General features: G+C 72.0%; 10 protein-coding genes. 2 read left to right on the forward strand and 8 right to left on the reverse strand.

The window, feature by feature from the left end:
* Nucleotides 1–71 precede the first annotated feature (71 nt).
* Complete coding sequence (locus tag ACFPIH_RS32290; protein ID WP_381180478.1) at nucleotides 72–404, forward strand: ATP/GTP-binding protein; 333 nt, start codon at nucleotides 72–74, stop codon at nucleotides 402–404.
* 18 nt (nucleotides 405–422) lie between these two features.
* Here ACFPIH_RS32290 and ACFPIH_RS32295 read toward each other — a convergent pair whose 3' ends face one another.
* The 5 genes from ACFPIH_RS32295 to ACFPIH_RS32315 all read right to left on the reverse strand — a co-directional run bounded on the left by ACFPIH_RS32295 (nucleotide 423) and on the right by ACFPIH_RS32315 (nucleotide 6,050).
* Complete coding sequence (locus ACFPIH_RS32295; RefSeq protein ID WP_381180476.1) at nucleotides 423–1,295, reverse strand: ABC transporter permease subunit; 873 nt, start codon at nucleotides 1,293–1,295, stop codon at nucleotides 423–425.
* A complete protein-coding gene (locus ACFPIH_RS32300; protein ID WP_381180474.1) occupies nucleotides 1,292–2,806 on the reverse strand; it encodes an ATP-binding cassette domain-containing protein in 1,515 nt (504 codons plus the stop codon). The genes ACFPIH_RS32295 and ACFPIH_RS32300 overlap by 4 nt, the downstream gene beginning before the upstream one ends.
* 134 nt (nucleotides 2,807–2,940) lie before the next feature.
* A complete protein-coding gene (locus ACFPIH_RS32305; protein ID WP_381180472.1) occupies nucleotides 2,941–3,711 on the reverse strand; it encodes an ABC transporter permease in 771 nt (256 codons plus the stop codon).
* 2 nt (nucleotides 3,712–3,713) lie between these two features.
* Complete coding sequence (locus ACFPIH_RS32310; protein ID WP_381180470.1) at nucleotides 3,714–4,670, reverse strand: ABC transporter ATP-binding protein; 957 nt, start codon at nucleotides 4,668–4,670, stop codon at nucleotides 3,714–3,716.
* Between the two features lie 9 nt (nucleotides 4,671–4,679).
* On the reverse strand, nucleotides 4,680–6,050 hold the full coding sequence (locus ACFPIH_RS32315; RefSeq protein ID WP_381180468.1) for an MDR family MFS transporter: 1,371 nt from the start codon (nucleotides 6,048–6,050) through the stop codon (nucleotides 4,680–4,682).
* A gap of 87 nt (nucleotides 6,051–6,137) precedes the next feature.
* Between ACFPIH_RS32315 and ACFPIH_RS32320 the strand changes: the two genes are divergently transcribed.
* Nucleotides 6,138–6,737, forward strand: a complete 600-nt coding sequence (locus ACFPIH_RS32320) for a TetR/AcrR family transcriptional regulator (RefSeq protein WP_381180467.1) — start codon at nucleotides 6,138–6,140, stop codon at nucleotides 6,735–6,737.
* A 28-nt stretch (nucleotides 6,738–6,765) separates the two neighbouring features.
* Here ACFPIH_RS32320 and ACFPIH_RS32325 read toward each other — a convergent pair whose 3' ends face one another.
* From ACFPIH_RS32325 to mce, 3 genes are all read right to left on the reverse strand, one after another.
* Complete coding sequence (locus tag ACFPIH_RS32325; protein WP_381180465.1) at nucleotides 6,766–7,704, reverse strand: coiled-coil domain-containing protein; 939 nt, start codon at nucleotides 7,702–7,704, stop codon at nucleotides 6,766–6,768.
* 215 nt (nucleotides 7,705–7,919) lie between these two features.
* Nucleotides 7,920–11,801 carry a polarized growth protein Scy gene (gene scy / locus ACFPIH_RS32330; protein ID WP_381180464.1) on the reverse strand — a complete coding sequence of 1,294 codons (3,882 nt, stop codon included), beginning with the start codon at nucleotides 11,799–11,801 and terminating at the stop codon, nucleotides 7,920–7,922.
* 233 nt (nucleotides 11,802–12,034) lie between these two features.
* Nucleotides 12,035–12,475, reverse strand: a complete 441-nt coding sequence (mce, locus tag ACFPIH_RS32335; RefSeq protein ID WP_381180463.1) for a methylmalonyl-CoA epimerase — start codon at nucleotides 12,473–12,475, stop codon at nucleotides 12,035–12,037.
* Nucleotides 12,476–12,562 lie beyond the last annotated feature (87 nt).

Consider the following 12,562-nt stretch of genomic DNA (forward strand, 5'->3'; position numbering starts at 1 on the left):
CGGGTACCCGTGCCACTGCCGCGTACGCTGGAGGCGAACCGTGCTTCCTGTATAGCCCCGTGAGGTGTCCTGTGTCCCCGCGTCGCAACCGACCCAACGGTGAGGGCTCGTCCGGCCGGAGCGCCGAGGACGACCGCGCGAGCCGTTACGGCGGCTGGCAGTCCACCGTGAGCTGGCAGGGCGAGGAGTGGAGCGTACGGCACGTGGCCGGCGCGAGCGCGCAGGGGAAGACGTACCGGTGCCCGGGCTGCGACCAGATGATCCCGGACGGCGTTCCGCACGTCGTGGCCTGGCCGGAGCACTCGGGGGTCGACGACCGCCGCCACTGGCACAAGGCGTGCTGGAACGCGCGGGACCGCCGCAACCCGGGGGTGCGGCGGTCCCGAAACGCGCCCAAGTTCTGACGGGCACTGTCCGGCTGCTTACACGTCCCGCTTCTCCAGCAGGGCGAACGCGGCGCCGAACACGGCGGCCGTGACGCCGAGCGCGATCCACAGCGGGTCCCAGCCGCTCGGGCCGCTGCCGCTGTCGCTGATCGCGGCGGAGTACCAGACGCCGAGCTGGCTCGGGATCGAGTACTCGAACAGGGCCTCGCGCAGGCCCTGCAGGGACTCCGAGAACATGAAGATCGCGATGACCAGCGGGGCCAGCAGCAGGCCGATCATGATGGTGGTGGCGCCCGCCGAGTGCCGGATGATCGAGCCGACGGCGAGGGACAGCAGGCCGAGCAGCGCGATGTAGAGGGACACCCCGACGGTGGCCTTCAGCCACTCGCCGGCAGAGGGCTCGCGGGCGCGGCTCAGCAGCGAGGCGTCCACCATGGCGACGAAGGCGGTCGACACCAGCGTCACGACGAAGGCGACCGTGAAGAACACGACGCCCTTCGCCGCGAGGACCCGGCCGCGGGACGGGCACGCGACCATCGTGGTGCGGATCATGCCGGTGCCGTACTCGGAGGCGGTGGTGAGCACGCCGAGCGTGATGATCGGCATACAGCCGAGCAGCACACCGAAGAAGCCGTACGACAGCGGGTTCTCGCCCGAGATCTCGTCGCCCGCGTTGGCCTCGACCAGCAGGCCGACCATCATGCCGATGCCGACGACCAGGAGTACGAAGACCCCCAGCGTCCACATCGTCGACCGCACCGACCGGATCTTCGTCCACTCCGAGGCGATGGCATGCCCGAGGTGCGTCCGCACGACGGGGATCGGCGAGGTGTACGACGCCCCGGGCGCCCCCTGCCAAACGGGCGCGGCGGCCTGCGGGGCCGGGGCCTGGTGCTGCGGGCTGCTCATCGGGCGTCCTCGGGCTGACTCGTCTGGGCGTCGGTCTCGACCCCGGCCTTCGCGAGAGAGGCGGGGGCCTGGTCCTGGGGGGCATCGGCGGGCGCCGGAGTGGCGGTTGCGGTGGGCGCCGGGACCCGGTCCTGCGGGGCGCTGGGCGCGGCCACCGGCTGCGGGGCCGGGGTGGCGGCCGCGGTGGGTGCCGGGCTCGTGGCCGTGCCGAACGTCTGCGTCGCGGTGTCGCCGGCCCGGGCCGCCGGAGCCGGGCTTGCCGAGGCGGCGGGGGCCTGGGCGGGGGCCGCCGGGACCCGGTCCTGCGGGGCGGTGGCCAGGCTGGTGGGCGTGGTGACCGGCTGCGGGGCTGGTGCGGCGGCGGCGGTCGGTGCGGGGGCGGCGGCGGCCGGGGCCGACGGCGGCTGGGCGTACGGGTTGGCTCCGTTCGCGCCGGGCGGCGGTGCGCCGTAGGGGCCCTGGGCGGGCTGGGGCGGGGCGTAGCCGTGCTGCGGGGGCGGTGGGGCGTACCAGCCGGGCTGGCCCTGGCCGGGGACCGGCATGGGGGGCTGGAAGCCCGGCGGCATGGGCTGCTGGAGGCCGGCCTTCTGGTCGATGGTGGAGCGGTAGTCGACCGCGGCCTGTGTCATCCGCATGTACGCCTCTTCCAGCGAGGCCTGGTGCGGGGACAGTTCCCACAGCCGGACGTCGCTGTCGTGGGCGATGTCGCTGATCCGGGGGAGTGCCAGACCGGTGATGCGCAGGGCGCCGTCCTGCTCGGGCAGGACATGACCGCCCGCCTCGGTGAGCGCGGCGGCCAGCTTCTCGCGCAGCTGCGGCTCCGTGTGCGGGGTGCGGACCCGGGCGAAGCCGGCGGAGTTCGCCGCGATGAAGTCCTGGACGCTCATGTCGGACAGCAGCTGTCCGCGCCCGATGACGATGAGGTGGTCGGCCGTGAGCGCCATCTCGCTCATCAGGTGGGACGAGACGAAGACCGTCCGGCCCTCCGCCGCCAGCGACTTCATCAGGTTGCGGACCCAGAGGATGCCCTCGGGGTCGAGCCCGTTGACCGGTTCGTCGAACAGCAGCACCTGGGGGTCGCCGAGCAGCGCCGCCGCGATGCCGAGCCGCTGGCCCATGCCCAGGGAGAAGCCCTTGGACCGCCGCCGCGCCACGTCCTGGAGGCCGACCACGCCGAGCACCTCGTCCACCCGCCGCTCGGGGATGCCGGACAGCTGGGCGAGACAGAGCAGATGGTTGCGGGCGTGCCGGCCGCCGTGCACGGCCTTGGCGTCGAGCAGCGCGCCCACCTGCCGGGCCGCGTTCGGCAGCCGGCGGTAGGGGAAGCCGCCGATCGTGACGGAGCCCGCGGTCGGGTTGTCCAGGCCGAGGATCATCCGCATCGTCGTCGACTTGCCGGAGCCGTTCGGTCCGAGGAAGCCGGTGACGGCGCCGGGCCGTACCTGGAAGGACAGGTTGTGCACAGCGGTCTTGTCGCCGTAGCGCTTGGTCAGGCCGACTGCCTCGATCATGCTCCGCACCCATCGACAGGTTCACGACAGCGGGGCACACGCCCCCCGTAAGGGTTAGGAGCTTAGCGAGGCGCTGACGGTTCCGCCCAAATCAAAGTAAAGGCCCGAGCCTCACGCGCCGCGTCCTCCGAGCCTCACGCGTCACGCTTCTTGAGCAGCGCATACCCGCCCGCCAGCGCGGCCAGCACCCACAGCGCCATGATGGCGAGTCCGCCCCAGGGACCGTACGGGGTGTCGTTGTCGACCGGGGTCACCACCTGCATGATCTTGCTGCCGGCCTGGTCGGGCAGATACTGGCCGATCTTCTTCGTCGCGCTGACGTTGCCCAGGATGTTGGAGATCAGGAAGAAGAACGGCATCAGGATGCCGAGGGACAGCATCGGCGAGCGCAGCATCGCGGCCACGCCCATGGAGAACATGGCGATGAGGGTCATGTAGACCCCGCCCCCGATGACCGCCCGCAGCACACCCGGGTCGCCGATCTCCGCCCGGTGCGAGCCCAGCATCGCCTGCCCCAGGAAGAACGTGACGAAGCTGGTGACGAGCCCGACGGCGAGACACAGCCCGGTGGCCACCGCGATCTTGCTCAACAGGAAGACGCCGCGCTGCGGCACGGCGGCCAGCGAGGTGCGGATCATGCCGGTGCTGTACTCGTTGGAGACCACCAGCACCCCGAACACGATCATCGCGAGCTGACCGAGACTCATCCCGGCGAAGCTGATGAACGTCGGGTCGAAGGACAGCCGGTCCTTGTCGCTCATGTTGTCGAACTCGTTGCTCGACAGCGCCGAGATCAGCATGCCGAGCCCGACGGTGACCACCACGGCCAGCGACAGCGTCCACACCGTGGACGCCACCGACCGGATCTTGGTCCACTCGGACCGGACGACCTGGATCGCGCTCATGTTCAGCCCTTCCTCGTCCAGTCGTCGCCCCACTGCTGCCGCTCGGCGGGTGGCGCGTCCGAATGCGCGTGGTACTCCACCGACTCCGCCGTCAGCTGCATGAACGCCTCCTCCAGGGAGGCCTGTTGGGGGCTCAGCTCGTGCAGCACGATGTGGTGCTGGGCGGCCAGCTCCCCGATCCGCTCGGACTTGCCGCCGTCCACCTCCAGCGTCCCGCCGCTCTCGACGACGGTGATCCCGGCCTCGTGCAGGACGTCGAGCAGCCGCTCGCGCTGCGGGGTGCGGATCCGGACGAACGCCCGGGAGTTCTCGGCGATGAAGTCGGCCATCGAGGTGTCGGCCAGCAGCCGGCCCTGGCCGATGACCACCAGATGGTCGGCGGTCAGCGCCATCTCGCTCATCAGGTGGGACGAGACGAACACCGTCCGGCCCTGCGCCGCAAGCGACTTCATCAGATTGCGGATCCAGTGGATGCCCTCGGGGTCCAGCCCGTTGACCGGCTCGTCGAACATCAGGATCCGGGGGTCGCCGAGCAGCGCGCCCGCGATACCGAGCCGCTGCCCCATGCCCAGCGAGAACCCCTTGGCCTTCTTCTTCGCCACCGCCGTGAGGCCGACGGTGTCGAGCACCTCGTGCACCCGGGCACGCGGGATGCCGTTGCTCTGCGCCAGGCACAGCAGGTGGTTGAAGGCGCTGCGCCCGCCGTGCATGGCCTTGGCGTCGAGGAGCGCACCGATGTACTTGATGGGGTCCTTGAGGTGGTCGTAGTGCTTGCCGTCGATACGGACGTCCCCGGAGGTCGGCCGGTCGAGGCCGAGCATCATCCGCATGGTGGTGGACTTGCCGGCACCGTTGGGCCCGAGGAAGCCCGTGACGATGCCCGGTCTGACGGCGAAGGTCAGGTTGTCGACCGCGACCTTCTCGCCGTACCGCTTCGTCAGGCCTTCCAGCTCGATCATGCGGACACGCTATGACCGCTCTCTGCCCGATGCCACCCGGGCGGGCAAACAGAGTCCGAAACCGACGGCAACAATCGTCAAAGCCGTCGCCCAGGCGAACGCGTGGGGGAACGCGGTGACCCCCTGACCGTGGATCAGGATCGCGGCGAGCACGGCGGTGCCGAAGGAGCCGCCGAGCTGCTGCGTGATCCGTACGACGGTACTGGCGTGCGGGACACGGGCGGCCGGGATCCCGGTGTACGCGCCCACCATGACGGCGATGTTGACCGCGCTCATGCCCAGGCCGCGCACCACCAGCGCGGCCGGCAGCAGTGCGGCGGCGGGGTGGACGAAGGCGAAGGGGAGGGTGCCCAGCGCGGTCAGCAGCAGCCCGCCCGTGACGACGGGGCGCGGGCCCAGCCGGTCGGCGAGCGGTCCCGCCGCCCGGGCGAGCACACTGCCCAGCCCCTGGGGCGCCAGCAGCAGCCCGGCCGCCATCACACTCGCGCCGCGCTGCTGCTGGTAGTAGAGGGGCAGCAGGAACATGCCGCCGAAGAGGGTCAGGCCGCTCAGGAACATCAGCGCCGTGGACGCGGCGAGCGAGCGGTCGCGCAACAGCCGCAGATCCACCAGCGGCTCCCGGGAGCGCCGCAGCGCGTGCCGCACGAAGACGGCGGTGAGAACGGCGCCCACGCCGACCGCCGCCGCCCGTCGGACACCGTCCTCGGCGAGGCCGTAGACCAGGGCGGCCACGCCGGGGGAGAGCAGCAGCAGACCGGTGACGTCGAGGCGGCGGGCCGGCTGCGGCTCCTGCCGGGGGACGGTCCGCCAGGCCAGGGCGAGGGCGAGCAGACAGACCGGCAGGTTGACGTAGAAGATCCAGCGCCAGCCGAGATGACCGACGATCACCCCGCCGAGGACCGGCCCGAAGACCGGGCCGACCAGCGCGGGCAGACTGACCGGGGCCATCAGCCGCCCGATGTTCCGCCCGCCGGTCGCCCGCAGGACGACGGTCTGGAGCGTGGGCAGCAGCATCCCGCCGCCCACGCCCTGCACCACCCGGAAGGCGATCAGCGCGCCGATGTCCCAGGCGAGCCCGCACAGCATGGATCCGGCGAGGAAGAGGGCGAGCGCGCCCAGCCAGACCCGCCGGGCGCCGAAGCGGTCCACGGCCCAGCCGCTCACCGGCACGACCGTCGCCAGGGCCAGCAGATACGCCGTACTCACCCACTGCACCGCCCCCGTCGAGGCGGACAGGTCGTGGCCGAGCGTGTGGATCGCGACGGCGACGATCGTGCTGTCGAGCAGCGGCGCGAGAGCGCCCAGGACGAGCACGACGGCGAGCCTGACGACGGCGGGATCGAGGCGTTCGGCGCGCTCGGTGGTCTTCGTGGTGGCCATGGAACCCCCTTTGGAGACGCTCCGTCTCTAAGGCTCACGATAGGCTGGACCGAACAAGAGACGCAAGGTCTCTTATGGAGGTGGTTCGTGCCCGTGCCCGGAGAGAACACCCGGCGGCGCGGCGCCGCCCTGGAGGGCGACATCCTGGACGCCGTGTGGGACGAGCTCGCCGAGGTCGGCTACGCCCGGCTGACGATGGAGGGCGTCGCGGCCCGCGCCCGGACCGGCAAGCAGGTCCTCTACCGGCGCTGGGCCAACCGCGCCCAGCTGGTCAAGGCCGCCCTTCCGCACCGCACCGGCACGATCGTCGACCAGGTGCCGGACACGGGGCGGCTGGACACGGACGTACTGGCCGTGCTGCGGCTGATGGTGGAGCGCCAGCGGGAGATCGGCCCGGACGTGCTGCGCGGCCTGCTGGCGGAGGCGATCGACCTGGACCCGGCGACCTTCGGGATCATGGAGGGCATTCTGCGGACCCTCCTGGAGCGGGCGGCGAAACGCGGCGAGATCCCCACCGCGGACCTCCCCGCGCGCGTGGTCACCCTCCCCGCCGACCTCCTGCGCTACGAGATGCTGCTGTCCCACGAGCCGGTCGAGGACCGGACGTTGACCGCGATCGTCGACGACGTCTTCCTGCCCCTGGTACGCCACAGGCCCGCACCCCCGGCGGGCGGTGCGGGCCTGTGAACGCGCTACTGGTGAATGGGACTGCTGGTTACCGGGACTGCTGGGCCGGCACCCCGCGGGAGATCGGCTCGTCGTCCGCGACCGGCGCGCCGGCGGCGGCCACCGCGGCACCCGTGAGCGTGGCGAGCATCTCGCGCACGTTCGTCAGCTGAGCGTTGATGCTGTCGCGGCGGTTGGTGAGGGCCGCCAGCTCGCGCTCCGATTCCGAACGGATACGGTCGGCCTTGGCGTTGGCGTCGGCCACGATGTCCTCGGCCTGGCGCTGAGCGGTCTCCACCGTCTGGCGGGCGCGGCGCTCGGCGTCCGTGCGCAGCTTCTCCGCCTCCAGGCGCAGCTGCTCCGCGCGGTGCTCGATCTCCGCGAGGCGCTTCTCCGCCTTCTGCTGACGGGACGCCAGGTCGCGCTCGGACTGCTCGCGGCGCTTCGCCAGGTTGGTCTCGAAGTCGGCGGCGGCCTGCGCGGCCTTGGCGCGGGTCTCCTCGAAGAGGGCGTCCGCCTCCTCGCGCTTCGACTGCGCGTCCTTCTGCGCCTCCTGGCGCAGCTGCGACGCGTCGCTCTTGGCCTTCTCGACGATCCGGACGCCCTCGTCCTCGGCCTTGGCCTTGCGCTCCGCAGCGAACGATTCTGCGTCGTTGCGCACCTGCTGGGACGCCGACTCGGCGAGCTCACGGTGCTGCTCGGCCGCCCGACGGGCCTCCTCGCGCAGATCCTTGGCCTCCTCCTCGGCGAGGCGGAGGATCTTCTCGACACGCGCGCCGAGACCGGCGTACGACGGCTCGGCGTCGCTTACCTGGGCCTGGGCGTTCTGCGTCTCGAGGTGGAGCTCCTCGATGCGCTTCTCGAGAGCGGTGATACGAGCCAGAGCGCTGTCACGGTCGGAGGCGAGCTTCGAGATGCGTTCGTCCACCTGAGCGCGGTCGTACCCACGCCGCACAAGCTCGAAGCCGTAGGGGGAAGTGTCGCTCATGGGGTTCCTGTCGAATGAGACCGGTGAGGTGATAGGTGGAATCCTAGGGGCCGGAGCGGTGTGTCATCGAGCGTATGCGTGTTTGATCTGGAGAATGACACCCCTTTTGGGTGGCTGGGCCCCGCACCTCTTGCCAAAGACACAGCCGAAGGCCCGAAGACACAGCCAAAAACACAGTCAAAGTCTCCAGACTTTAACGCAATCCACACTTTCCGCTAGCCCTCCGAGGGCTTCCCACCCGTTCGTGGGGCGCCGATGCTGGCACCGGCCTTGACGCCCCCGTCCTTGTTCCCCGACGGGACCTCGAAGGACTCCAACGCCTCCAGGACGTCCTGGACCCGGGAGATCTCGGCGTTGATGTCCTCGCGCCGGCGCACCAGGACCTCCAGCTCCCGCTTGCCCTCCTCGACCGTGCGCCGGGCCTCGCGGATCGCCTCGGCCTTGAGCTCCTCGGCCTCCTTGATCAGCGTCGCCTTCTTCAGCTCGGCCTCCTTGAGGAGCCCCTCCGCCTTCTTCACCGCGGCGATCCGGACCTTGCCCGCCTCGGAGTTGGCCTCCGACACCAGCTCCTTCGCCTTGGCCTGCGCCTTGCCGAGCTGCTCCTCCGACGCCTTGATGAGCGCGTCGCAGCGGTCGCCCGTCGACTTCATCGTCTCGGCGGCCTCCCGGCGGGCCCGCTCGTGCAGCGACTCGATCTCGCCGGTGAGACGGTCGCGCAGCTCCTCCGCCCGCTCCCTTATGGCCGTCGCGTCCCGGCGGGCGCCGACGAGCAGCTCGTCCGCGTCCGTACGGGCCTTCTCCACACGGGAGTTGCCCTCGCGGGTCGCTTCGGAGACCAGCCGGTCGGCCTCCTTGCGGGCCGCGCCGACCATGGAGTCCGCCTGGTGCTCCGCCTCCGCCGTGGTCTGCTGGGCCTGCTCCTGCGCCTCGACGAGCAGCTTGTCGACCTCGGCCGTGGTCTCCGTGATGAGGGTGTCGACCTGCTCGGCCGCCTCCGAACGCCGTTTGTTGGACTCCTTGCGGGCCTCGTCCAGCGCCGAGTCGGCCTCGTCGCGGGCCACGCTCAGCATCCGGTCGGCGTCCGCCGCCGCCTCCGACCTGACCCGCTCGGACTCGTGACGGATCCGCTCGGCGTGCAGCTGCGCCGCGCCCACCATGTCGGCGGCCTCGGCGCGCAGCCGCTCCGCGTCGCCGGTGGCGTCCTGGATCAGCTTCTCCGCCTTCGCGATCGACTCGGCCCGCACCCGCTCGGCCTCCCTGGCCGTGTCGGACTGGAGCCGCTCCGCCTCGGCGATCGTCTCCGTCTGGAGCCGCTCGGCTTCGTTGCGCGCCTCGGTGATCAGGGTGTCCGCCTGGGTCGCCGCGTCCGACCGGATGCGGTTGGCGTCCTCGCGGGCGTCGGCCCGGGTGCGCGACGCGGCCTGATCGGCCTCGGCGAGCGCGTCCGAGGCCTCGGTGCGCACCCGCTGGGCGTACGCCGAGGACTCCGAGCGCAGCCGCTCCGCCTCCGCGATCGCGTCGCCCACGGTCCGCTCGGCCAGCTCCTGCGCGGCCTGCGACGCCTCGCTCGCCTCGCGCCGGATCCGGCCCGCGTCCTCGCTGGCCCGCTCCCGCTCGGCGTAGGCGTCGGCGCGGACCCGGCCGGACTCCTCCTCGGCCTCCCGCCGGGTACGGTCCGCCGCGTGCTCGGCGGCCGAGCGCAGCCCGATGATCTCGTCCTGGGCCTGCTCGTGCAGCCCCGCCACCGAGTCCCGTACCTGCTGGGCGTGCTGTTCGGCGGCGCCCACCATCTCGCCGGCACGCCGGTCGGCCTCCTCGACCAGCCGGACCGCCTCGGCCTGCGCCTCCTCCACGCGTTTACGCGCGGAAGCCAGCAGTTCCTCGCTCTGCTCGCGGGCCCGCTCCCGCTCCTGGTCGGCCTCCTGCCGGGCGGAGCCGAGGAGCTCCTCGGCCTCACGGCGCCGGCGGACGGCCTCCTCCTGGGCGGCGGCCAGCGTCTCGGACGCCTCGGTGGCCAGCCGCTCGGCGGCGGCCTGCGCCTCCGCGCGCACCCGGTCCGCGGTGTCCTGCGCCTCGTTCTTCAGCCGCTCGGCCTCGGCGACGGCCTCCGACCGCAGCCGTACGGCGACGGACTCGCCCTCGGCCCGGGACGCGGAGGCGTCCGCGGCGGCCTCGGTGCGCAGCCGGTCGGCCTCGTCGGCGGCCTGCTGCTGGAGCGTACGGATCCGGTCGCCGGCCTCGGCCCGCAGCCGGTCGGTGTCCTCGGCGACCTCGCGGCGGATCCGCGCGGCCTCCTCCCGGGCGTCGAGAAGCGCCTGCTCGGCGGAGGCGAGCCGGGACTCCGCCTCGGTGTGCAGCCGGGTCAGCTCCTCGGCGGCCTCCGCGCGCCGGGCCTCGACCCCGCGCTCGGTCTCCTCGCGCAGCTCGAGCGCTTCCCGCTCGGCGCCCGAGGTGATGGTCTCGGCGAGCTCCACCGCCTCGTCGCGCTGGCGCTCGGCCTCCGCGCGGGTGCGCTCCAGGGTCTCCTCGGCCTGCCGGCGCAGCGTGGTGGCCCGCTCGATGGCCTCGGTGCGGACCTTCTCGCTGTCCGACGTCGCCTTCTGGCGCAGGTCGTCCGCGTCGGCCTTCGCCTTGGACAGCAGCTCCTCGGCGGACCGGGCCGCCTCCTCGATCTGCTGGACGGCCTCCCTGCGGGCCTCCGCGCGGATCTTCTCGCCCTCGCCGACCGCGTCGGCGCGCAGCTGCTCGGCCTCGCCGCGCAGCCGGCGGGCCTCCTCCTGGAGCTCGACCGTCTTGGCCCGGTACTCCTTGGTGTCGTCCTTCGCCGAGCCCTTGAGCTGCTCGGCGATGTCGTGCGCCTCGGCCCGCAGCCGGTCCGCCTCGGTCTCGGCCTCACGACGGATCCGCTCGGCCTCCTCGGCGGCGGCCTTCGTGGTGTTCTGCGCGTCCTCCTGCGCCCTGTTCAGGACGTCCTCGGCGGTCTTGGCCGCCTTCGACAGCTGGGTCGCGCTCTCCTCGGCGGTGATCGTACGGGCCTTCTCGGAGGCCTCCGCGACGATCTTCTCGGCCTCGGCGCGGGCGTCGGCGACGACCTGGTCGGCGTCCGACTTGGTGGTCTCGGCCTCCTTGGTGGCCTCGGTGACCAGCCGGGCGACCTGCTCCTTCGCCGTACGGGTGCGCTGCTCGTTGGCCGACTCGGCGCTCGCGAGGGCCTTCTCGGCCTGCGCCTTCGCCTCGGCGAGCACCTTCTCCGCCTCGGACTGCGCCTTGCGCAGCGCGTCGTCCGCGTCGGCCATGCGCTGCTCGGCGGCGCGGCTCAGCTCGCCGGCCTGACGGCGGGCCGAGTCGGACTCGTTCACCGTGGAGCTGCGCAGCGCCTCGGCGTGCTCGTTGGCCTCCTGGGCCTGTGTGGACGCCGCGTTCAGCATCCGCTCGGCGTCCGTGCGGGCGCGCAGCAGCAGCTGCTCGGTCTCCGTCCGGGCCGTCTCCGCGTCGGCCTGGAGGCGCTGGCGGGCCTCGGCGGCCACCCGTTCGGCCTCCGCGCGGGCCGCCGCCAGGGACTGCTCGGCCTCGGCGCGGGACTCCTCCATCAGCCGGCGGGCCTGCGCCTCGCTGCGGGCGCGCAGCTGCTCGGCCCACGCGACGTTCTCGTTGACGTGCGCCTCGACGGTCTGCCGCCGCTCGGCGAGCTCCTGGTCCAGCTGCTGCCGGCGGGAGACCGCCTCCTGGTGCAGCTCCGCCTGGAGGCGGGCCGCCTGCTCGGCGTGCTCCTGGAGGATGCGCTGGGTCTGCGCCCGCACCTGGCTCAGCTCGCGCTCGGCGTCCTGGCGCAGCTGGTCGGCCTGCATCTGCGCGTTACGCAGCATCTGCTCGGCCTGGTACCCGAGGTCGCCGCCGTCGAAGGACGGCCGGGACATGAGTGTGCGGCGCGCCTCGTGCAACTTGGCGCGCAGCACCTCGACCTGGTAGCCGAGGTCCTCGGCATGCTGGATCGCCTTTTCCCGCTCGGTCTTCAGCCGCTTCATCTCGGCTTCGAACCGAGTCAGGTGGTCGACGTCAGCCGCCGGCTCCCGCTCCTGGCTCTCGTAGCCCCGCACTGCGCGGTCCCATCCGTCCCTGGTCGCAAGCTTTCCGAACGAGCTCCGTCCATCCGCCGAACGGGGCCCCCGGGGAATGGTGTCAGATCAACGACGGAGCATGGGCTGCTGCCCCGACGCTCGTCCCCCGAAACCCGGACCCCGGAATGGTCCCGCCGTCCAAGGCAGCAGGACCGGCCGCCCTGGCAAGAGCGACGACCGGCCCCAACCCTACCGGCCCATATGTACGAGGGTCAGTGCTCAGGTGACTCAACTGGTGCCGAAGTGACCAGTTCTGTCAGTACACCGTGACAATCCTTGGGGTGCAGGAACGTGATTCGTGACCCCATGGAGCCGCGTCGCGGCTCTTCGTACAGAACGCGTACGCCCTTGCCCCGAATGTCCGCGGCGTCCTCGTCCACGTCCGCCGTGCCGAAGGCGATGTGATGGACGCCCTCACCGTTCTTCTCGAGCCACTTCCCGACGGCCGAGTCCGGGCGCGTCGGCTCCAGGAGCTGGAGGTACGAGGCGCCGCCGTCCGACGTATCGTTGATCTTGAGCATGGCCTCGCGCACGCCCTGCTCCTCGTTGACCTCCGAGTGGTACACCTCGAAGCCGTAGGTGGCCCGGTAGAACTCGACAGTCGTGTCGAGGTCGTGGCAGGCGATCCCGATGTGGTCGATTCGCGTCAGCATGGAGCCAGTGCAGCGCGACTCGGATGGTTACGCAACGTGCGCGCGATCACACCGAAGGGGCGATGACGGGTCCCAGTACCGGTCAGT

The sequence above is a fragment of the Streptomyces vulcanius genome (genome assembly GCF_042653945.1).
Classification (GTDB): Bacteria; Actinomycetota; Actinomycetes; order Streptomycetales; family Streptomycetaceae; genus Streptomyces; species Streptomyces mangrovi.

Bases quoted from the DNA above. Each gene is read 5' to 3' on its own strand.
- ACFPIH_RS32325 (WP_381180465.1), bottom strand. From the start codon at position 7,704: ATGAGCGACACTTCCCCCTACGGCTTCGAGCTTGTGCGGCGTGGGTAC.
- mce (WP_381180463.1), bottom strand. From the start codon at position 12,475: ATGCTGACGCGAATCGACCACATCGGGATCGCCTGCCACGACCTCGAC.
- ACFPIH_RS32315 (WP_381180468.1), bottom strand. From the start codon at position 6,050: ATGGCCACCACGAAGACCACCGAGCGCGCCGAACGCCTCGATCCCGCC.
- ACFPIH_RS32295 (WP_381180476.1), bottom strand. From the start codon at position 1,295: ATGAGCAGCCCGCAGCACCAGGCCCCGGCCCCGCAGGCCGCCGCGCCC.
- ACFPIH_RS32300 (WP_381180474.1), bottom strand. From the start codon at position 2,806: ATGATCGAGGCAGTCGGCCTGACCAAGCGCTACGGCGACAAGACCGCT.
- ACFPIH_RS32310 (WP_381180470.1), bottom strand. From the start codon at position 4,670: ATGATCGAGCTGGAAGGCCTGACGAAGCGGTACGGCGAGAAGGTCGCG.
- ACFPIH_RS32305 (WP_381180472.1), bottom strand. From the start codon at position 3,711: ATGAGCGCGATCCAGGTCGTCCGGTCCGAGTGGACCAAGATCCGGTCG.